At 66.2% G+C, this 21,328-nt stretch carries 18 protein-coding genes; all 18 read right to left on the bottom strand.

Translation table 11 applies throughout. From position 1 onward, the window contains the following. Positions 1-265 precede the first annotated feature (265 nt). Positions 266-2,053 (bottom strand): cell division protein FtsZ, encoded by a 1,788-nt coding sequence (gene ftsZ, locus XI05_RS06795; protein WP_271499918.1) that lies wholly within the window; start codon positions 2,051-2,053, stop codon positions 266-268. An 87-nt stretch (positions 2,054-2,140) separates the two neighbouring features. Next, positions 2,141-3,463, bottom strand: a complete 1,323-nt coding sequence (gene ftsA / locus XI05_RS06790; protein WP_271499917.1) for a cell division protein FtsA — start codon at positions 3,461-3,463, stop codon at positions 2,141-2,143. Beyond that, positions 3,460-4,488 carry a cell division protein FtsQ/DivIB gene (locus tag XI05_RS06785; RefSeq protein WP_271499916.1) on the bottom strand — a complete coding sequence of 343 codons (1,029 nt, stop codon included), beginning with the start codon at positions 4,486-4,488 and terminating at the stop codon, positions 3,460-3,462. Before XI05_RS06785 ends, ftsA begins: the two co-directional genes overlap by 4 nt. Positions 4,489-4,838: 350 nt before the next feature. Beyond that, entirely contained in the window at positions 4,839-5,825 is a 987-nt protein-coding gene (locus tag XI05_RS06780) for a D-alanine--D-alanine ligase family protein (protein ID WP_271500613.1), read from the bottom strand. Between the two features lie 84 nt (positions 5,826-5,909). After that, positions 5,910-6,827: a UDP-N-acetylmuramate dehydrogenase gene (gene murB, locus XI05_RS06775; RefSeq protein WP_271499915.1), complete on the bottom strand. Its 918-nt coding sequence runs from the start codon at positions 6,825-6,827 to the stop codon at positions 5,910-5,912. Between the two features lie 4 nt (positions 6,828-6,831). Next, a complete protein-coding gene (gene murC / locus XI05_RS06770) occupies positions 6,832-8,235 on the bottom strand; it encodes a UDP-N-acetylmuramate--L-alanine ligase (RefSeq protein ID WP_271499914.1) in 1,404 nt (467 codons plus the stop codon). A 148-nt stretch (positions 8,236-8,383) separates the two neighbouring features. Then, the gene (gene murG, locus XI05_RS06765) at positions 8,384-9,484 is read right to left on the bottom strand and encodes an undecaprenyldiphospho-muramoylpentapeptide beta-N-acetylglucosaminyltransferase (RefSeq protein ID WP_271499913.1); all 1,101 of its coding nucleotides are present in this window, start codon (positions 9,482-9,484) and stop codon (positions 8,384-8,386) included. Positions 9,485-9,592: 108 nt separating this feature from the next. Then, on the bottom strand, positions 9,593-10,744 hold the full coding sequence (ftsW, locus tag XI05_RS06760; protein WP_271499912.1) for a putative lipid II flippase FtsW: 1,152 nt from the start codon (positions 10,742-10,744) through the stop codon (positions 9,593-9,595). A gap of 59 nt (positions 10,745-10,803) precedes the next feature. Continuing rightward, positions 10,804-11,454 carry a hypothetical protein gene (locus XI05_RS06755; RefSeq protein WP_271499911.1) on the bottom strand — a complete coding sequence of 217 codons (651 nt, stop codon included), beginning with the start codon at positions 11,452-11,454 and terminating at the stop codon, positions 10,804-10,806. Positions 11,455-11,518: 64 nt separating this feature from the next. Then, positions 11,519-11,809 (bottom strand): hypothetical protein, encoded by a 291-nt coding sequence (locus XI05_RS06750; protein WP_271499910.1) that lies wholly within the window; start codon positions 11,807-11,809, stop codon positions 11,519-11,521. A 41-nt stretch (positions 11,810-11,850) separates the two neighbouring features. Continuing rightward, complete coding sequence (locus tag XI05_RS06745) at positions 11,851-12,261, bottom strand: hypothetical protein (protein WP_271499909.1); 411 nt, start codon at positions 12,259-12,261, stop codon at positions 11,851-11,853. After that, positions 12,258-13,655 (bottom strand): UDP-N-acetylmuramoyl-L-alanine--D-glutamate ligase, encoded by a 1,398-nt coding sequence (murD, locus tag XI05_RS06740; RefSeq protein ID WP_271499908.1) that lies wholly within the window; start codon positions 13,653-13,655, stop codon positions 12,258-12,260. Before murD ends, XI05_RS06745 begins: the two co-directional genes overlap by 4 nt. A gap of 7 nt (positions 13,656-13,662) precedes the next feature. Further along, complete coding sequence (gene mraY / locus XI05_RS06735; RefSeq protein WP_172787242.1) at positions 13,663-14,766, bottom strand: phospho-N-acetylmuramoyl-pentapeptide-transferase; 1,104 nt, start codon at positions 14,764-14,766, stop codon at positions 13,663-13,665. Positions 14,767-14,905: 139 nt separating this feature from the next. After that, complete coding sequence (locus XI05_RS06730) at positions 14,906-16,288, bottom strand: UDP-N-acetylmuramoyl-tripeptide--D-alanyl-D-alanine ligase (RefSeq protein ID WP_271499907.1); 1,383 nt, start codon at positions 16,286-16,288, stop codon at positions 14,906-14,908. Continuing rightward, positions 16,285-17,757, bottom strand: coding sequence for a UDP-N-acetylmuramoyl-L-alanyl-D-glutamate--2,6-diaminopimelate ligase (locus tag XI05_RS06725; protein ID WP_271499906.1), 1,473 nt, complete (start codon positions 17,755-17,757; stop codon positions 16,285-16,287). The genes XI05_RS06730 and XI05_RS06725 overlap by 4 nt, the downstream gene beginning before the upstream one ends. Before the next feature lie 84 nt (positions 17,758-17,841). Further along, positions 17,842-19,608 (bottom strand): peptidoglycan D,D-transpeptidase FtsI family protein, encoded by a 1,767-nt coding sequence (locus XI05_RS06720; protein ID WP_271499905.1) that lies wholly within the window; start codon positions 19,606-19,608, stop codon positions 17,842-17,844. Continuing rightward, positions 19,605-19,997 (bottom strand): cell division protein FtsL, encoded by a 393-nt coding sequence (gene ftsL / locus XI05_RS06715; RefSeq protein ID WP_212254604.1) that lies wholly within the window; start codon positions 19,995-19,997, stop codon positions 19,605-19,607. Before ftsL ends, XI05_RS06720 begins: the two co-directional genes overlap by 4 nt. A 3-nt stretch (positions 19,998-20,000) precedes the next feature. Continuing rightward, positions 20,001-20,990 (bottom strand): 16S rRNA (cytosine(1402)-N(4))-methyltransferase RsmH, encoded by a 990-nt coding sequence (rsmH, locus tag XI05_RS06710; RefSeq protein WP_271499904.1) that lies wholly within the window; start codon positions 20,988-20,990, stop codon positions 20,001-20,003. Positions 20,991-21,328 lie beyond the last annotated feature (338 nt).

Below are 21,328 nucleotides of genomic sequence, written 5' to 3'. Positions count from 1 at the left end.
AACCATAGTTGCTGCCTCAAACAGCGCCAACTCACGCTTTTTTACCGATTGTTACCCCAAACCTGCCGTATTCGCGCCAAGGCTTAACCAAATTGCGCCGGTGTTCGGGGCCCCTGTCGGCAGTTTTACTGAACCACCGAATGCGTAATTAATGATTTAAAATCAGTTGCTTGGCTGCGCAATCCGGACATGCCCGGGGCAAAAGGAAAGGTCCCGGCAAGCTTCTCGCCGGGACCTTTTTTCGTCTGCCTTATTGTAACAATCCTCAGGTCGCCTGCCGCCGCAGGAAGGCGGGGATATCAAGATGGTCGTCACCCTGTGGCGCCGGCGCAACAGGTGCGGGGCGCCCATGGACGTCCAGGCCCTGCGGCGCAGGACGGCGGGCATACTCCGATACCGGCTCGCTGGATGCGATCTGCTGCGCCACGGTCTTCTGCGGCCGGCGATCGGGCAGCGGCGGCATGGCGGGACCGGCGGTGCGGGCCGCGACCGGCGGCTCGCTTTCCTCGTCGCGACGGCCAAGGCCGACATTGGCGAGGCGCTGCAGCAGCGACAGGCGGGTTTTCTGCGGGGTTTCTTCCTCAGCCTCGCCGCGGGCCTGCCGAATCTCGGCCTGGGCCGGCATCGGCAGCTCCTCGATTCGCGGCATGCGTGGCGCGCGGGCCGGACGCTCGGCCTGCGGGGGGATGAAGGTATCCGGCGTCATCGGCTCCTGCACCGCGACCGGGGCCATGTCGGGCTCCGGGAACAGGGTCGGCTTCTGCGCGATCGGGCGCACGGTGACGTCGCCATAGGTCTGCGGCGCGGGCGCCTGCGGCACCTCGGCAACGGCAGCGGCGATGGCGGCGAGCGCAGCGCGCTCGACGTTCTGACGGGGCGCGGCGACAGCGGGAGCCGGAGCGGCTGTCGGGGTCTGGGCTTCGAGCTTCTGGGCGCGCTCGGCCAGACGCTGGTTGTCGGCACGGAGCCGGGCGGTCAGGTCGGCGAGACGGCTCTCGGCAGCGGCGGCCGGGGCGGCAGCCTGCTGCACCTGCGGCGCCGGGTTGGCGACGGGCGCGGAGGTGGCCTGGCTGTTGCGGGCGATCGCGGCCTGCTCGATGCCGGTGGCCACCACCGAGACGCGGATCAGGCCATCGAGAGCTTCGTCGAAGGTGGCGCCGACGATGATGTTGGCGTCCTGGTCGACTTCCTCGCGGATGCGGGTCGCGGCCTCGTCGACCTCGAACAGGGTGAGGTCCTTGCCGCCGGTGATGGAGATGAGGAGACCCTTGGCGCCCTTCATCGACGAGTCGTCGATCAGCGGGTTGGCGATCGCGGCTTCCGCGGCGGTCAGCGCGCGCTTGTCGCCGGAGGCTTCGCCGGTGCCCATCATCGCCTTGCCCATTTCCCTCATCACCGCTCTCACGTCGGCGAAGTCGAGGTTGATCAGGCCTTCCTTGACCATCAGGTCGGTGATGCAGGCAACGCCCGAATAGAGCACCTGGTCGGCCATCGCGAAGGCGTCGGCGAAGGTGGTCTTCTCGTTGGCGACCCGGAACAGGTTCTGGTTCGGGATGATCAGGAGCGTATCCACGACCTTGTGCAGCTCGTTGATGCCGGCTTCGGCGGTGCGCATGCGGCGGCCGCCTTCGAAGTGGAACGGCTTGGTCACGACGCCGACGGTGAGGATGCCCATGTCGCGCGCGGTCTTGGCGATCACGGGAGCAGCGCCCGTGCCGGTGCCGCCGCCCATGCCGGCGGTGACGAACACCATGTTGGCGCCCGAGAGATGGTCGCGCAGCTCGTCGATCACCTCTTCCGCCGCCGCGGCGCCGACGTTCGGCTGCGAGCCGGCGCCGAGGCCTTGCGTGACGGCCGTGCCCATCTGCACGATGCGCTGCGCCTTCGACATCGTCAGCGCCTGCGCGTCGGTGTTGGCGACCACGAAGTCGACGCCCTGCAGGCCCGCCGTGATCATGTTGTTGACGGCGTTGCCGCCGGCGCCGCCGACGCCGAATACGGTGATCCGGGGCTTCAATTCGTGAATATCAGGAACATTGATGCTGATGGTCATGGTTGCCTCTCGATCACGCGCGCGTGGGTTCGCCCCGGCCGGTGGCCGCGGGAGTTGGTGAAAATCGAAGATTGCAGAATGCGGTCATCAGAAGCCCTCGCGTAGCCATCGTCCGACCTTTCCGAAATATCCGCCGGTCCCTGTCTTGACCTGCTGCCGCGTATGCCGCGGTTCGACATGTTCGAGGTGAACATATTGCGGGTAGACGAGAAGTCCGGTCGGCACCGCGAACGCAGCGTTCTTCGCCTCGTTGGGCAGCCGGCCAAAACCGAGCGGACGGCCGACCCGCACGGGCCGGCCCAGAATTCGGGTGCCGAGATCGACGAGACCGGTCAGCTGCGAGGCGCCGCCCGAGAGCACGACGCGGCCGTTGGGCTCTGCGGCGAAGGGCGAATCCTTCAGCTTGTCCCGAACCATTTCGAAGACTTCCTCGGCACGGTGCTTGACGATGTTCGCGATGGTGGCGCGGGAGACGATCTGCGGCAGATCCTGCTCGTCACCGGCTGTCGGCACAGACATCAGCTCACGCGAGTCCGATCCGCCGGTGATGACGGTGCCGTATAAGGTCTTGATTCGCTCGGCATCGGCAATGGTCGCCGAGAGTCCGCGCGCAAGATCCATCGTGATGTGTTGCCCGCCGACCGCAAAACCCGCCGCATGCACGAAGCGGCCGCCCGAATAAACGGCAATCGTGGTGGTGCCGGCGCCCATCTCGACGACGGCGGCGCCGAGATCGGCCTCGTCGTCGGTCAGCACCGACAGGCCGGCCACATAGGGGCTCGCTGCCATCGCTTCGACATTGATGTGGCAGCGCTCCACCGCCAGCATCAGGTTGCGCGCCACAGTGGCGTCACAGGTGACGACGTTCATGTCGACGCCGAACTGGTGCGCGACCATGCCGCGGGGATCGCGGATGCCCTTGACGCCGTCGAGCGTGTAGCCGACCGGCAGCGCATGCAGCACGGTGCGGCCTTCTCCGGTGGCGTGGCGCATGCCGGTGGAGGTGACGCGGCTGACATCGGCCGGCGTCACGGCGCCGCCACGAATGTCGGCGGCGGCTTCGACCAGCTGGCCGGCGAGCCGGCCGCCGGAGACCGACAGCAGCACCGACTCGACCCGCACCTTGGCCATCTTCTCCGCGAGTCCGACGGCCTGGCGCACCGCCTGCTCGCATTCGCCGAGATCGATCACCGCCCCGGCCTTCATGCCGCGCGACTGGATCTGGCTGTAGCCGATCAATTCCACCGCATGGGTGCGGCCGCGCAGCGCATCGCTCGGCGGCGACGGCTTCAGCCGCGCGATCATGCAGGCGATCTTGCTGGTGCCGATGTCGAGGCAGGCGACGATGCCGCCGCGCTTGTGCGGCATCGGGCGCGTCTTCGGCGTCTGGGTGCGATCGAGACCGGTCATGCGGAATCCCCGGCCTTCTTTTTCTTCTTGTCCTTGAACAGCTCCTCGCGCGCCTTGGCGGCGTCCTCGGAGAGCTGCACCACCAGCCGGTCCGGCAGGCGCATGTCGACGGCGACGATATCGCGGGAGAACAGCCGGTCTTCCTTGTCGAGCTTGGATAGCGTCGCGAGCGCGTTGCCGACGTCCTGCTCGGGCAGGCGGATGTCGAGGCCGTCCTTGAGCCGCAGGTTCCAGCGCCGCTCGCCCACATAGATCGCGGCCTTTGTCACCGAATTGACCTGCGGATAGCGCGCCAGCAGCGCCAGGAAATCGCGCGCCTGGGTGTCGGCGCCCTTGCCCACCACGAGCGGCAGCGACAGGAAGCGGCGCGAGACATAGGGCTCGAGCACGGCGCCATCGTCGGCGATGACGGAGAGCCGGCCGGCCTCCTGCCACAGCGCGAACGCCTTGCGCTCGGTGAGCTCGATCATGAGCTGGCCCGGATAGAGCTTCAGCACGGTCGCATCCGCGATCCAGGGATTGGCCTTGAGCTTGTCGCGCACCGCATCCGCATCGAGGAACAGCAGCGAGGAGCGGCCGCTGACGCCGCCGATCGCGAGAATCTCGTCCTGGGTCAGCTGCTTGCGGCCGTTGATCACGACCGAAGTGATGCGGAAGCCGGCCGAATTGGCCAGCGCGTTGCGGGCATCGCTGACCGCGGTGACGAAATCCTGGAGATGGCCGCCCTTGACGATGCCGAAGCCGCAGCTGCCGATCAGGAGCAGCACGGTCATGCTGAGGCCGACCCGGCGCGGCAGATAGCGCTCGACCAGCGCGACCAGGCGCGGCGGCGGCTCGCGCTCGACGACGGCCCTGACCTTGGCCTTGGCTTTGGCCTTGTCGTTGGCGGCGGCGCGCGCCTCTTCGTGCTTGTCCTGCATCCACTCGCGCAGAAGCACGACCGCTCCGATAGCGGCCGCCTTCAGGTCGGCTTGGGGCCTCAGCGATCTGAAAAGCGACCGGGTGAGGCTTCCTGCTCCATCCATTGCACGAGCTCGTCAACAGTTTGCCCGCGACATCGCGCGGATCCTGGCGAACATGACGTCTCGGACCTGCCGGGCCGGGTGCTGGTCTTCAGCAGAAGAAAACCTCTCCCCTTCAAAGCGTTCGCTGGAGGTGAGATCACCCGCGACAGCTCACGCGCCGGCAGCCAAAGCGCCATATGCGCCGCCAGCGTTAACCTTCGGACGTCCTGGTAAACAAAAGGTAAAATTCGTTAACGACTTGCGCATTTTGCCTCGCGATGTGAGGCATTTGCGCCGCGATGTCCGGCATTTTACCGGTTTTGGCCACCAAACCGGCCGGTTTTGCCGATTCGGCCGTTAACCAGTCCTGACTATTTCCGCAGGCGATGGCAGGCGAGCTCGACCAGGCCGCGCAGGAAGTCGACGAACTCGATGCCTTCGGCTTTCAGCGCCTTGGGGTAGAGCGAGGACTTGGTCAGCCCGGGCAGCGTGTTGGTCTCGAGATAGACCAGGCCCTTGTCCGAGACGATGAAGTCCGAACGGGAATAGCCGGTGCAGGACATTGCGCGATGGGCCAGCATCGCCTGCTCCTTGAGCGCGGCGGTGATCTCGGGTGCGAAGCGGCCGGGGCAGATCTCCTGGGTCGACTTCAGAAGATATTTCGCCGCGTAGTCGAAATTGCCCTCACCCGGAATGATCTCGATCGGCGGCAGCGAGATGATCGAGCCGTCGGTGCGCTCCAGCACGCCGCAGGTCGCCTCCACGCCGGCGATGTAAGGCTCGATGACATACTCTTCATGCTTGGCCGCGCTGCGGACGGCGACGAGGTCCTGCTTGGCGTTGACGAAGATCAGGCCGTAGCTCGACCCGTCGCGCGCGGGCTTTGCGATCAACCGGCCGTATTCGGCGAAGGCCTCGTCGATGTTTTCAAGCGCAAGATTTTCCGGCGGCGTCACGCCGCCGAGCGCGGCGAAATGCTTGGCTGCGATCTTGTCGAAGGCGAGATGCGAGGACGCCGAGCCCGAGCCGGTGAACGGCACGCCGCGCGCCTCGCACATCACCTGCAATTCGCCGTTCTCGGCACGCCCGCCATGCAGGCCGAGCACCAGCACGCGATCTTCCGCCTTGGCCCGGTCGAGCGCCTGCGCGAGCGGAACGCCTGACGTGCCCGGCTTGAACTCGTCCTCGAACGGGCGGGCATGCTCGAGCAGCTGCTTCGACTGCACGACGTGCACCTTGTCCTCGACGTCCCACCACCAGAGGTCGGCCTCGGGCAGCGCCTGATGCAGCGCCTGGGCGGTGGCAACCGAGACCAGACGTTCGCGGTTGGAGCCGCCGAAGAGGATGGTGATGCGCATGTTCCTGTCACCCATGTGTATCGTCATTCCGGGATGCGCCGAAAGGCGCAGGCGCGACTTCGTCGCGCCCCGGAATGACGGAAATCATGAAACCCCGATCCGCTTGATTTCCCAGTGTAGCTCAATTCCGGAATTCGCCTTCACGCGTTCGCGTACGGTCTCGCCGAGCATCTCAATGTCGTGCGCGGTGGCATCGCCCGTGTTGATCAGGAAGTTGCAATGCATCTCCGAGACCTGCGCGCCGCCGACGCGCAGGCCGCGGCAGCCGGCGGCATCCACCAGCTTCCAGGCGGAATCGCCGGGCGGATTCTTGAAGGTCGAGCCGCCGGTCTTCTCGCGGATCGGCTGCGCGGTCTCACGATGGCTCTGCACCTCCGCCATGCGCGCGCGGATCGCCTCCGCGTCCCTGATCTCGCCGCGAAAGCGCGCGGAGGTGAAGATGATGGAGGGATCGACGCCGCTGTTGCGGTAGACGAACTTCATGTCGGCGTTGGAGAACACGTGCTTGGTGCCGTCGCGCCCGACGCCCCTCGCCTCGATCAGCACGTCCTTGGTCTCGCCGCCATTGGCGCCGGCATTCATCCGCAGCGCCCCGCCGATCGTGCCGGGAATGCCGAAATAGAATTCGAGCCCGCCGATATTGGCGCTTGCTGCCACCTCCGCCACGCGCTTATCGAGCGCGGCAGCGCCTGCGGTGACGACGTCGTCGCTCGCGGTCGCCTCGCCGAAGGCGCGCGGCGCGAGACGAATGACGACGCCGGCAATGCCGCCGTCGCGCACGATGAGGTTGGAACCGACGCCGATGACGTAGACGGGAACGTCGGAAGCCAGATGCGCGAGGAAGTAAGCGAGATCGTCCTCGTCCGCCGGCGTGAACAGCACCTGCGCGGGACCGCCGACGCGAAACCAGGTGAGCTCGGCCAGTGACTGGTTCGCCAGCAGCCGGCCGCGCAGCTCGGGCATCGCGGCTTTGAGGTCGGGCGTGATGTCGGGAAATCCCACCGCGTTACCCCAGCGTCTTCAATTCGCCGGGCAATGCATACGCCCATTGCGTGATGTTGCCTGCCCCGAGGCACACGACGAGATCGCCTGGTTTCGCCAATCCCTTGACGATGCCGGCGAGCTCCGTCGCTGCCGGCAGCGGGACCACCTCGCGGTGACCATGCGCGCGCAGGCCCGCGACGAAGTGATCGCGGTCGATGCCGTCGATCGGCGCTTCGCCCGCGGCATAGACTTCGGCGACGACGACCGCATCGGCGTCGTTGAAGCAGGTGCAGAATTCCTCGAACAGCGATTGCAGACGGGTGTAGCGATGCGGCTGCACCACGGCGATCACCTTGCCGGTGTAGGAATCGCGCGCTGCCTTCAGCACGGCCGCGATCTCCACGGGGTGATGGCCGTAATCGTCGATCACGGTGACGCTGTTCCACTCGCCGGTCTTGGTGAAGCGCCGCTTGACGCCGCCGAAGCCGGCCAGCGCCTTGCGGATCGCCTCGTCCGACACGCCGAGCTCATGCGCGACCGCAATTGCAGCCGTCGCATTCGAGGCGTTGTGCCGGCCCGGCATCGGCAGCGCGAGGTCGGCGATCTCATGCGTGGCGCCGGTCTTGCGGTCGCGGATCACGACCTTGAACTTCGAGCCGCCGCCGCCTGCGGTGAGATCGACCAGGCGCACATCGGCCTGCGGGTTCTCACCGTAAGTGATGATGCGGCGGTCCTCGATCTTGCCGACGAGGCTCTGCACCACGGGATGATCGATGCACATCACGGCAAAGCCGTAGAACGGAAGGTTCTCGATGAAATGACGGAACGCGTCCTGCACGGCCTCGAAGGTCTTGAAGTGATCGAGATGCTCGGGGTCGACATTGGTGACGATCGCGACATCGGTCGGCAGCTTCAGGAACGTGCCGTCACTCTCGTCGGCCTCCACCACCATCCACTCGCCGGCACCTAATCGTGCGTTGGAGCCGTAGGCGTTGATGATGCCGCCGTTGATCACGGTCGGGTCGAGCCCGCCGGCATCGAGCAGCGTTGCGACCATCGTCGTCGTCGTGGTCTTGCCGTGGGTGCCGGCGATGGCGACGCAGCTCTTCAGCCGCATCAGCTCGGCCAGCATCTCGGCGCGGCGCACCACGGGAATGCGTTTCTCGCGCGCCGCCATCAGTTCCGGATTGTCGCGCTTGATCGCGGAGGACACGACCACGACCTCGGCGCCGTCGATATTCTCGGCCTTGTGGCCGACCGAGACCTTCGCGCCCTTCTTGCGCAGACGGTCAAGATTGTAATTGTCGGCGGCATCCGAGCCCTGCACGGCATAGCCGAGATTGACCAGTACCTCGGCGATGCCGCTCATGCCGATCCCGCCGATCCCGACGAAGTGGATGGGTCCGATCTCGCGCGGCAGTCTCATGTGGTTTCCTTGGGGTCATCGTCCCGAAGGCGGACGATCCAGTACTCCGCGACGCCAGAGATTCAAATCAACTGCGTCGGTTACTGGATGCCCCGCTTTCGCGGGGCATGACAAGTGGCTTTTTTGGCCATCCGGGCCGGAACAGGCGTCAGATTCCCGCGACCTTGACCACGAGATCCGCCAGCCGCTCGGCCGCGTCGAGCCGGCCAGCGCCGCGGGCGGCTTCAGCCATCGCGGCAAGGCGCACGGGCTCGGCGGCGAAGCCAGAAATTTCGGACGCCAGCCGATCGGAGGTGAACTCGGCCTGCGGGATCCGGATCGCGCCCTCGACCTTGACCAGGACGCCGGCATTGGCGAACTGGTCCTGGTCGATCGAGCCGGGCAGCGGCACCAGGATGGAGGGCCGGCCGATCGCGGCGAGCTCGGCCACGGTGCCCGCACCGGAGCGCGATACCACGAGATGATTGGAGGCGAGGCGCGCCGGCAGATCCGTGAAGAACGGCGCGAGCTCGGCCTTGATCTTGAGCTTGTCGTAGACGGCGCGGACGCGGCTCGTGTCCTCTTCGCGCACCTGCTGGGTGAGAATGAGACGGCTCCAGAGCGCAGACTCGAGCCGCTCGATCGCGCCCGGCACGATGTCGGCCATGATGCGCGCGCCCTGGCTGCCGCCGACGACGAGCAGACGCAGCGGTCCGTTCGGCTCGGGCGCGGCATATTTCACCGCAGCGGCCGCGAGGATCGCCGGACGCATCGGCGTGCCGACGGTCGTCGTCTTGCCTGCCAGCGCCGGATCGCGATCGAGCACGCCGGGCAAGGATGTCGCGATCGCGCGCACGCGGCTCGACAGGAACCGGTTGGCGCGGCCGAGCACGGCGTTGGCGTCGTGGATGATGCCGGGTACGCCCGCGAACTTCGCCGCGACCAGCGGCGGCAAGGTCGGATAGCCGCCGAAGCCGACGACGGCGACGGGCTTCAACCGCTTGATCAGGGCGTAGGCCGACAGCGTGCCGGCGGCGAGCGTGAGGCCGGCATAGGCGAGCTGAAGCGGATTGCGGCCGCGCGCGGTCTCGCTTCTGACGACGTCGATCATGTCCTTGCTGAACAGCCCGCTGTAGCGGAGCGCGCGTTCGTCGGTGACGAGGCGGACGCGAAAGCCGCGCCGGATCAATTCGACGCCGAGCGCCTCGGCCGGGAACAGATGGCCGCCGGTGCCGCCCGCGGCGAGAAGAATCAGGGGGGACGTGTCCATGGTAGGCCTTTTTACAAGGTCTGTCCCGTCATTGCGAGCGCAGCGAAGCAATCCAGAATCCCTCCGCGGGGACAGTCTGGATTGCTTCGCTGCGCTCGCAATGACGACCTACGCGTAACTGCGCATGGCCTCGGCGTGGCCGCTCGCCTCGACCTCGGTGCGCGGGCGCAGCCGCGTCAGCGCCAGCATCATGCCGACGCCATAGGCGAGCGAGATGATCGAGGAGCCGCCATAGGAGATGAACGGCAGCGTCATGCCCTTGGCGGGAATGAGCTGCAAGTTCACCGACATGTTGATCGCCGCCTGCACGCCGAACAGGATCGCAAGACCCGAGGCCGCAAAGCGCGAGAACATGTCCTCGTTGGCATAGGCGCGCGACAGGGTGCGGATGACGACGAAGGCGAACAGCGCCAGCATCGCAAGGCACAGGATGATGCCGAACTCTTCGGCCGCGACCGCAAACACGAAGTCGGTGTGGCTGTCCGGCAGGCTGCGCTTGGCGATGCCCTCGCCGGGTCCAAGGCCGAACCAGCCGCCGTTGTAGAAGGCCTCCATGGCGGTATCAACCTGGAAGGTGTCGCCCGAGGCCGGGTTCATGAAGCGCTTGATGCGCCCCGCCACGTGCGGAACGAACAGGTAGGCGCTGAACAGGCCGGCCGCGCCAAGACCTGCGAGGCCGAACACCCAGATCATGCGCATGCCCGCGATGAAGAACAGCGAGCCCCACACCATCAGGATCAGCATGGTCTGGCCGAAATCCGGCTCCATCACCAGCAGCGAGACCAGCATCAGCAGCAGCACCAGCGCCATCGAGGTCGCCGGCATCTCCGGCCGCCTGGTCGATTCCGCGAATAGCCAGGCCGCGATCACGACGAAGGACGGCTTTGCGATCTCGGAGGCCTGGATGTTGACGCCGAGCAGCGTGATCCAGCGGCGCGAGCCCTTCACCTCGGGGCCAATGGCCAGCGTGAGCACGATCAGGACGATGCTCGCCGCGAAGATGATCAGGGCCGAGCGCCGGATCGCGCGCGGCGACAGGAAGGACACCCCGAGCAGCACGATGCAGGATGGCACCAGGAACAGCACGTGGCGGCTGAAGAAGTGGAAGGCATCGAGCCCGATGCGGGTCGCAACCGGCGGGCTCGCCGCCAGCGACAGGATCACCCCGGTCAGCATCAGCCCCAGGATGGCGCCCATCAACGGCTTGTCGACGGTCCACCACCACTCGGAAAAGGGGGTGCGTTCTTCACGGGAGAGCATGGGCGGCCGCTTTCGGACAGAGGTCCGTCCATTGGTCGCCGAGGTTGGTTACCGGGGGGTTAATGGAATCGATCACTTTTGGGAGGTGTGGGGCGGTGCGCGCTCCGCTTTCGCCAGGACGCGATCTCCTTTTCCAGATCGGGGTCCGAGGACAATTCCTCGATTGCCTGCTTCGCCGCCACGCTCCTCGACTTTCTCAAAGCCCTCAACAGGAGCAGACGGCTAGCCCCGTGTGACCTGTCCCTTGCAAGGGCAATCAATTCATCCATCGTGGCGCTGGTTACCGTCGCGGCCAGCGCGACCGCAAGGCCGTCCTTTGCGCCACGACGACGTGTGCCATTCTCGTAACTGGAAGGAGCTTTGCGGTATTCCTTGACAAGAACCGGCCAAGCGTGGCGTGCGTCGGGAACAGCGAGAATTCTGGCCAAGGTCTCCAACGTTGGATCCGAGTAAGATAGCCCGAGATGCTTCAGGAGAACCGGAATGGCACGGGGATAAGGAACCGATCTCGTGAGAAGGTCAGAGAGCAAATTGACGCCAATCCCTGCGGCCTGGAGATCTCTGACAATTGGCGCCTGCTCTTCCCGATGACGCGCAACCCGCGCCGCCAAGGCGACATCACGCTCTCGCTTCCTGGCCATAAACTCGGGATCAGATTCCAATTCAGCGGTTAGTTCAGCGGCTATTGTTGGTCGGCGATTCTTTGTCATTGAGCACTCGCTTCGACTTGCACCGCTATACCAGCGGCTTCACACCCGGCAGTGCTTGAAGGATTCAGGCGGGAGCCCTGACGAACCGATAGGCTATGCCGCCAAACGCCAGAGTCAAAACGCCATCCTCGGCCAACGAGAACTGCGTGCGTTCAACTTGTGGAGCCGACGGCTGGTCGGCGACAATCGTCGAGCCCTCTACTCGGTATCGAAGATGGATGATCTGACGCTTGCCCTGCTCGCGGATGGTGTAGCGCAGCCCGCCATCCTCATCGAACTCGAGTAGGACATTTCCCAGACGGGCCAGCGCCACCTTGTCGGTCTCGTCTACCAGCCAGGCGCCCAGCAAATTCATACGTCGTTCCTGTTCCGCACCACCGGCTTCACACCCTGGCTTCAGTCGTACGCGATCGAGACGTCCCCTGCTCTCGCCTCACGCTTGTAGACTTGGACTGTCCCGGGAATGAATCCGATCCTGACGGCCTGCTCGCTGCTCCAGGCAACGAGAACATCCTGATGCTCGCGCACGCTGAGAAAAGTCGGCGTACTGTCAGGTGACAATGTCCGGCCGCGCGCGACGATGCTGGCCTGCGTGCTGTCGGGCACAGTGGCTCCGCACTCCTTCCAGACCACGACGACCAATTTGCTGCCGCTTGGGGACGCATATGCTTTCTGGCGAACGACGCGGCACGCGCCGAATCCGCTCATGACGTTGCCAATGAGGACGACAAAGACGAAACCCGCGGCGACCGGAACGGCAAGAGCAGCGGCGACAATCCAGATCCAGCGTCGCCGCGACATCTTCACACCACCGGCTTCACGCCCGGCAGCGCCTGCACCAGCTCGCGGAACTTGGCGCCGCGGATCTCGAAGTTGCGGTACTGGTCGAACGAGGCGCAGGCCGGTGACAGCAGCACGACGGCGTCAGTGAGGCCCGAGCCTTCCGCATCGCGCGCGGCGTCCTCGACGGCGACGTCGAGGGTCTGGCTGATCTCGTGCGGGACGGAGCCGAGCGTGCCGGAAAATTCCTGCGCGGCTTCGCCGATCAGATAGGCTTTTCGAATGCGCGGGAAGAAGCCGGTCAGACTGGTGATGCCGCCGGCCTTCGGCTTGCCGCCGGCGATCCAGAAGATGTCGCCGAACGACGACAGCGCGTGCGCGGTGGCATCCGCGTTGGTGCCCTTGGAATCGTTGACGAACAGGACGTTGCCGCGGCGGCCGACCTGCTCCATGCGATGCGCCAGGCCCGGAAAGCTGCGCAGGCCGTCCTGCAGGACGTCCTGGCCGATGCCCATGGCGAGCGCGGCGGCGGCCGCGCAGGCCGCGTTCTGCGCGTTGTGCTGGCCACGCAGCGAGCCGATGCCGCCGAGCGCGGCGACTTCGCTGCGGGCGCCGCCCGAGGCGCGCACGATGGTGCCGTGCTCGACGTAAATGCCTGACGCGAGCGGGTTCTTGACGGAGATGCGCACCACGTTCTTGCCCGCGCGGTCGAGCCGGTCGGCGATATCGCGGCAATAGCCGTCATCGACGCCGACGATCGAGGTGCCGCCGCCTTGCACGCCGGCAACGAGGCGTTCCTTCACCGCGGCGTAATGCTCGATCGTGCCGTGCCGGTCGATATGGTCCTCGCTGACATTGAGCAGGATGCCGACGGAGGGATCGAGCGAGGGAGTCAGGTCGATCTGGTAGGACGACATCTCGATGACATGGACGCGGCCCATGCGCGGCGGCTCCAGCGACAGGATGGCGGTGCCGATATTGCCGCCCATCTGGGTGTCGTAGCCGGCGACCTTGGTCAGATGCGCAATCAGCGCCGTCGTGGTCGACTTGCCGTTGGTGCCGGTGATGGCGACGAACGGCGCATCGGGCGCGTGGCGGCGCCGCTCGCGGCAGAACAGCTCGATGTCGCCGATCACCTCGACGCCGGCCTCGCGCGCCTTCAAGACGCTCCAGTGCGGCACAGGATGGGTGAGCGGCACGCCGGGCGCGAGCACGAGGCTTGCGAACTTCGCCCAGGAGACGTTGCGCAAGTCCGCGGTGATGAAGCCGGCCTGCGCGGCCTTGGCGACGTTCTCGGCGTTGTCGTCGGCGGCGACCACCTCGGCACCGCCGGCTTTCAACGCATGGCAGGAGGCGAGCCCCGAGCCGCCGAGGCCGAACACCGCGACCGTCTTGCCGGCGAAGGACGTGACGGGGATCATCGATCGGTCACCGCAGCTTCAGCGTCGAGAGGCCGGCGAGCGCCAGCATCACCGAGATGATCCAGAAACGGATCACGATCTGCGGCTCGGTCCAGCCCTTCTGCTCGAAGTGGTGGTGGATCGGCGCCATCCGGAACACGCGCTTGCCCGTGAGCTTGAAGGACACCACCTGCACGATGACCGAAACCGCCTCGAGCACGAACAATCCGCCGATCACGGCGAGCACGATCTCGTGCTTCACCGCGACCGCGATCGCGCCGAGCATGCCGCCGAGCGCAAGCGAGCCGGTGTCGCCCATGAAGATCGAGGCCGGCGGCGCGTTGAACCAGAGGAAGCCGAGACCGGCGCCGAGCAACGCGCCGCAGAGCACCGCGAGCTCGCCGGTGCCGGCGACATATTTGATCTGGAGATAGTCGGCGAACACCAAGTTGCCGGTGAGATAGGCGATCATCGCGAAGCTCGCGGTCGCAATCATCACGGGCACGATGGCGAGGCCATCGAGACCGTCGGTGAGGTTCACCGCATTGCCGGAGCCGACGATGACGAAGGCGCCGAAGACGACGAAGAACCAGCCGAAATGCAGCACGGTATCCTTCAGGAAGGGAATCGTCAGCGCGGTCGAGGCGGGGTCGCGGTTCAGCCGCACCAGCGCGTAGCAGGCGACCAGTGCGATGACGGCTTCGATCAAGAGGCGCAGCTTGCTGCCGAACCCGGTCGTGGTCTGCTTGGTCACCTTGAGGTAATCGTCATAGAAGCCGACGAAGCCGAAGCCGAGCGTCACCGCCAGCACGATCCAGACATAGGGGTTGAGTGGATTGGCCCACAGCACGGTGCCGACCGTGAGCCCGGACAGGATCATCAGTCCGCCCATGGTGGGCGTGCCCTTCTTGGCGAGATGCGATTGCGGACCGTCGGTGCGGATCGGCTGGCCCTTGCCCTGACGGATGCGCAAATGATCGATGATCCAGGGGCCGAACAGGAACACGAACAGCGCGCCGGTCACGATGGCGCCGCCGGTGCGGAAGGTGATGTAGCGAAAGACGTTCAGGACGGTGCGGAAGGCACCGAAGCCCGGAAATGTGTTGGAAAGCTCGATCAGCCAGTAAAACATTCAGACGGTCCTATGGCGCCTTTGCACGTCCAGGTGCCTCACGCGCATTCGCTGGTCTTCGTCATGGGCCGCGCGTTTCGGGAAACGGACGGCTTCCGCCGCAAAGGGTGGGATTCGGGAACGGCGCCTTCCAAGCAGTTTACGCCTTTGCCTGCAAGGCGGCCACCAGCCCCGGCACAAACTTGTTGACCCAGAACATCTTCTTGCTGCCCTTGACAACCACGACGTCGCCTGCCTTCAGCAGATTTGCGACCTCGGCCGGTTTCAGCGTGGCGGGATCGTCATGCCAGCCGAGGCCCTTGCCCGCTGGCAATGCGTCGAACAGGTGGCGCATCAGCGGCCCGACGCAAAAGACGCCGTCGATGCCGTCGAGATGCCTGGCGAGGCCGGTGTGATAGCTCGGTGCGTCCTCGCCGAGCTCGAGCATGTCGCCGAGAATGGCGATGCGGCGGCCACCGCTCATGTTGCGCGCCTGCAGGCTTTGCAGCGCCGCCGCCACGCTGGCCGGATTGCCGTTGAAGCTGTCGTCGATCACCGTGATGTCGCCGATGGCCTGCTCGACGCCGCGGCCGGTCATGATGCCGACGCGATCGAGCTTGACCGCGAGCGTCGCGACATCGAGACGCGCGGCATGAACCGAGGCGAGCGCAGCCAGCGCATTGTGCACCCGGTGCGGCGCGCCAGGGGTGAGGCTGAAGGCGATCTCCTTCTTGCCGATCGCGGCCACGACCTGCCAGCTCTCGCCGTGGGGCGCGTGCGCAACCTCGTGCACCTCGGCATGCTCGCCGCCGAAGCGCACGACCTTGCCCTTCCACTCGGAAGCCTTGATTCCGGCCGGCAGCACCAGCACGCCGTCCTCGGGCAGGCCGAGCGCGATCGACACCTTCTCGCGCCTGATGGCCTCGAGCGAGCCGAGCTTTTCCAGATGCACCGGCTGGACGTTGACGACGAGCGCGACGGTCGGCTGCGTGAGCTCGCTGAGCCGGGCGATCTCGCCTTGCTGGTTCATGCCCATCTCGACGACCCAGAGGCTGGCGTCCCGCCTGGCATTGCACAGCGTCAGCGGCACGCCCCAGAAATTGTTGAAGCTCGACGGGCTGGCATAGGCATTCGGATAGGCGGCGAGAAATTCCTTGGTGCTGGTCTTGCCGGCGCTGCCGGTGAGCCCGATCACCGGGCCATTGAAGCGCGCGCGTGCGGCGCGGGCGAGGCCCCAGAGGCCGTCGATCAGCGTGTCCTTGACGACGATCTGGGGAATGCGGATGCCCGCGATCTCGTGCGGCACGATGATCGCGACCGCGCCAGAAGCTTCCGCCTTGTCGGCGAATTCCCAGCCGTCGCGCGCGCTGGCGAAAGCCGAGACGAAGCCGCCGCTCGGCGTGCCGCTGAGCGCGACGAACAGGCTGCCCGGCTTCACCAGGCGGCTGTCCTGGGTGACGAAATCGATTGCCGTCTCAGGGAACGATCCGGCGGCGCCCAGCGCACGCGCGACCTCGGCAACCGTCCATATTGGCCCGCTCATGCAACCCTCGACGTTAGTGCGGCGGCGACCGCCTCGTGATCACTAAAGGGCAGCGTCTGGCCGCCGACGATCTGCCCGGTCTCGTGGCCCTTGCCGGCGATGAGCAGCGCATCGCCCTCCTGCAGGTCCTCGATCGCGGCGCGGATCGCCTCGGCGCGGTCGCCGATCTCGCGGGCGCCCTTCGCGGTGGCGAGGATCGCGGCGCGGATGGCTTCCGGCTTCTCGCTGCGCGGATTGTCGTCGGTGACGATGACGGCATCGGCATTCTCCGCCGCGATCTCGCCCATGATCGGACGCTTGCCGGCATCGCGGTCGCCGCCGGCGCCGAACACGACGACCAGCCTGCGCTTGGCATAGGGCCGCAGCGCCTGCAGCGCCTTCGCCAGCGCGTCCGGCTTGTGCGCGTAATCGACGAAGATCGGCGCGCCGTTGCGCTCGCCGACGCGCTCGAGCCGGCCCTTGGCGCCTCCGAGATGTTCGAGGCTCGCAAACACGTTATCAGCATCGCTGCCGGTGCCGATGGCAAGGCCGGCCGACACCAGCGCATTCTCGATCTGGAATTCGCCGACCAGCGGCAGCCGGATCGCGTGAGTCCTGCCGCGATGTTCGATCGTGAGCTTTTGCGAGAAACCGTCGACGACGGCCTCCGTGAGGCGGATGCCCTCGCCTGCGCCATCGCCGTTGCGGCCGACTGCCATGACGCGCAGGCCGCGCGAAGTCGCCGCATCGATCACCTCCGCCGAGCAATCATGATCGGCCGAGATCACCGCGGCGCCATCAGGCGGCACCAGCTCGCGGAACAAGCGGAGCTTGGCCGCGAGGTAATGCGCAACGGTCGGATGGTAATCCATGTGGTCGCGCGAGAGGTTGGTGAAGCCGCCGGCCGAGATGCGCACGCCATCGAGTCGATATTGATCGAGCCCGTGCGAGGACGCCTCGAACGCGAGATGCGTGACACCCTCGCGCGCGATCTCATCTAACTGCCGGTGCAGCGCGATCGGATCCGGCGTGGTCAGCGAGCCGTAAACGGTGCGCTTTTGCGACACGAGACCGATGGTGCCGATGCTGGCGGAGGCGTGCCCGAGCCGCTCCCAGATCTGGCGCGTGAACGCGGCGACCGAGGTCTTGCCGCTGGTTCCGGTCACCGCGGCGATCGTCGCAGGCTGCGCCGGGAAAAATCTTGCCGCGGCCAGTGCCAGCGCGCGGCGCGGATTGGCGACCGCGATGAACGGCACCTTGCAGGCGGCCGGTGCGTGGTCACCGACGACGGCCACCGCGCCGGCGGCGACCGCAGCATCGACGAAGCGGGCGCCGTCGGTCTTGCTGCCTGCCAGCGCGAAGAAGAGATCGCCCGGCTTCACCGCGCGGCTGTCGAGCGCAACGCCGCTCACCTCGAGCGCCGCGGCAGCGGGCTCGATCGCGGCATCATTGCCCGGAACATCCTGACCCAAGAGGTCGCGCAGCTTCATGGTCTTCCAGTCGACATGCCCTGACCGAAAGCCGAATCTGAAGGAAAATCCCGACTCAGCACCGGCGATGGCCCACCCGGTTGATTACTGGGTTGTCCTGGATGCTGCAAGAATAAGGCGCTCGGACGGCGGCAGGTCGAACCGCGGCTCGACGCCGAGAAGCGGCGCGATCCGCTCGATCACCTTGCCCCCAGTGGGCACCGCGTTCCAGCCCGAGGTGATGAAGCCCTTCGTTTCAGGTATCGCCTGAGGCTCGTCCAGCATGATCAGGACGTGATATTTGGGATCGTCGCAGGGCAGGATGGCCGTGAAGGAGTTGAGGACGCGCTTCTTGGCGTAGCGGCCATTGATGACCTTCTCGGACGTGCCGGTCTTGCCGCCGACGTAATAGCCTTTGACGTCGGCGGTCTTGGCGGTGCCGATCTCAGCATTGAGCCGCATCAGGAACCGCATTTTGTCGCTGGTCTCCGGCTTGATGACGCGCTTGGCCATCGCCATGGCTTCGGACTCGCTGCGTTTCATGAATGTCGGCGGAACCAGATAGCCGCCGTTCACGAGCGCGTTGATACCCATCACCGCCTGCAGCGGCGCCACCGACAGGCCCTGGCCGAACGCAGCGGTGACCGTGTTCAGCTCGCTCCAGCGCCGCGGCAGCAGCGGCGCCGCGCTCTCCGGCAATTCGGTGCGCAGCCGCGTCATCTGGCCCATCTTGGCGAGGAAGGCCTTGTGCGCCTCCACGCCCTGCCCGAGCGCGATCCGCGCCGCGCCGATGTTGGAGGAGTAGGTGAACACTTCCTTGGTGTTGATGAAACGCCCGAGCGGATGACTGTCGTGGATCGTGAACTTGCCGTAGTGCAGGTTTCCGCGCGCGTCCCACATCGAGTTCAGATTGATCTTGCCGGAATCGAGCGCCATCGCCAGCGTGAACGCCTTGAAGGTCGAGCCCATCTCGTAGACGCCGGTGGTCAGGCGGTTGATCCGGTCGGGGTCGTGCGCTTCCTTCGGATTGTTGGGGTCGAAGTCGGGCAGCGAGACCATCGCCACGATCTCGCCGGTCTTGACGTTGGAGACGATGCCGGAGGCAGCCTTGGCGTGGAACTTGTCCTTGGCCTTCACGAGCTCGTCGCGCAGCGCATGCTCGACGCGCAGATCGACCGCGAGCTCGATCGGCTTCTGCAGCCGGTCGGTGGCGAAGCCGGCCCGGTGGAGATCGGCGAGCCCCTGATTGTCGAGCCACTTCTCGAGGCCGGCGATCCCCTGGTTGTCGATGTTGACGAGACCGATGAGGTGGGCGACCTCGTTGCCGGTCGGATAGACCCGCTTGTTCTCGCGCAGGAAGCCGATGCCGGGAATGCCGAGCTTGTGGACGGCCTGCTGCTGCGCCGCCGTGACCTCGCGCTTGAGCCAGACGAAGCCCTTGCGCGTCTTCAGGCGCTCGCGCACCTCGGCCTCGTCGAGGTCGGGAATGGTCGCGGTCAAGAGCTCGATCGCCTCGTCCTTGTCGATGATGCGGCGCGGTTCGCCGAACAGGCTCGCCGCCTTGACGTCGGTGGCAAGGATCGCGCCGTTGCGGTCGACGATGTCGGGTCGCGCGGTCGCAACCACCTCCTGCGCCGCGGCGCGGCGCGCGCTGTGGGCGTCGGCGCCGATCGCGAACATCACGAGCCGCCCGCCGATCAGGGCGTAGACCGAAGCGAAGGCAAGCATCGCAAGGCCGACGCGCGCGCGCGCCTTCGCGGCGCGATCGACGTTGCGCCCGTAGAGCAGGCTTCGGATCAGCCGCCGCCGCCAGGGTTCAACTGACCGCTCGGTCGACTTTTCGGTTGGTCTTGCAGGCGTTGCCGGGCTCATTGCTTGTCCTCGCGCTGAGGCACGGAGCCCGTGACCGTGTCGGGATCGCTCGCGGCTTCGATGGTCTTGAGCATGGCCCCGATCGGATCGGGCTCGCCCGGCCTGAACATCCGCGGTGGACGTTCCGGCAGGTTCTTCAGCGAATCATATTGCGTGCCGTTGACCGGCTTGAGGTGCAGATGCCGGTCGGACAGCCCTTGCAGGCGGTGAGGCGCATCGAGCTTGGCCCACTCGGCCCGCAGTCCCGCGATCGCATCGCGCTGCTCGCGGATCTCCGCACGCAGCCGCAGCACCTTCTCGGTACGCGCCGTGGAGTCCATCTTGATGCGGTAGACATGGGCGGCTGCGAAGATCAGCGCACCGATGACGAGGAGGTGGATGATGCGCATGCGCTAGCCGCCCCTCATCACGTCGGCGAGCTTGGGCCAGGACGATGCCTCATCGATCTCATGCGCCGGCGCCGAGCTGCGCTCGGCGGCGCGCAGCTTTGCCGAGCGCGCGCGCGGATTGTGCGCAACTTCGTCCTCGCCGGCGACGACCGGCCGCCGCGTCAGCAGCTGGAAACTCGGCGCAATTTGCGCGACTTCCGGCAGATGCCGCGAGCCGCCGCCGGTCTTGGAACGCTCGGAGAGGAAATTCTTGACGATGCGGTCTTCCAGCGAATGGAACGAGACGACGACGAGGCGCCCGCCGGGCTTCAGCACGCGCTCGGCCGCAGCGAGCGCCGTCTGGAGTTCCTCGAGCTCTTCGTTGACGAAGATGCGCAGCGCCTGGAACGTCCGCGTCGCCGGGTGAATGTCGCCGGGCTTCGATCGCACGACCCTGCCGACGAGATCGGCGAGTGCGCGTGTGGTCGTGAACGGAGTGTCCTGCCGGTCCGCCACGATGGCGCGGGCGATGCGGCGCGAATGCCGCTCCTCGCCGAAGAGATAGATGATGTCGGCGAGATCGCCTTCGGAGGCGCGCGCGACGACGTCCGCCGCGGTCGGGCCTGTCTGCCCCATCCGCATGTCGAGCGGACCGTCGAGGCGGAAGGAGAAGCCGCGGCCGGCCTGGTCGAGCTGCATCGAGGATACGCCGACATCCATCACGACGCCATCGATGCCGTCGACGCCTTGCGCGGCGCAGACCTCTGCGAGGTTGGAGAAGCGGTCCTCGACCAGCGTCAGCCGACCCGCGGAGCGTTCGACCAGCTCGGCACCGCCGGCAATCGCAGTGCGGTCGCGATCGATGGCGATGAGTCGGGTTCCCGGCATCTCCAGGATCGCGCGGCTATAGCCGCCGGCACCAAAAGTGGCGTCGACGTAGACGCCGCCCTCGCGCGGGGCGAGATGGGCGATGGCCTCACGGCCAAGAACGGGAATGTGCGGAGCCGAGCTCATGCGCAACGCCTGCCGACCGCCCGGCCCGATACCCAAGCGAGATCGGGGCCGAACAAGCCCATAACGCCTCGAATCATTGCGCGTCGCGGCGGTTCCACGACAAAGCCCCTGTCCAGCATGGTTACCGAGCCCGGCCGTCCCGGGCCACAAACCCAGTGTTCCCAGTGGAATTTGTCGGGCAGCCATGGGATTTCGAGCCAAAATACGCTTTGGCCGCCTCCGGACGCGGGTCGGCTCTTCATCCCTCAGTAACGGCCCTTAGCGTTAAGAAAGCGTTGCTCGGTTCGTGACAAGTGGAAAGGTATCGAGGGCAGTGATGCTTCATCCACACACATCGC

This window comes from Bradyrhizobium sp. CCBAU 11357 (assembly GCF_028128865.1).
Classification (GTDB): Bacteria; Pseudomonadota; Alphaproteobacteria; order Rhizobiales; family Xanthobacteraceae; genus Bradyrhizobium.
The sequence above is the reverse complement of the archived record's forward strand: the minus strand, read 5'-3'. Positions and strand labels throughout refer to the sequence as shown.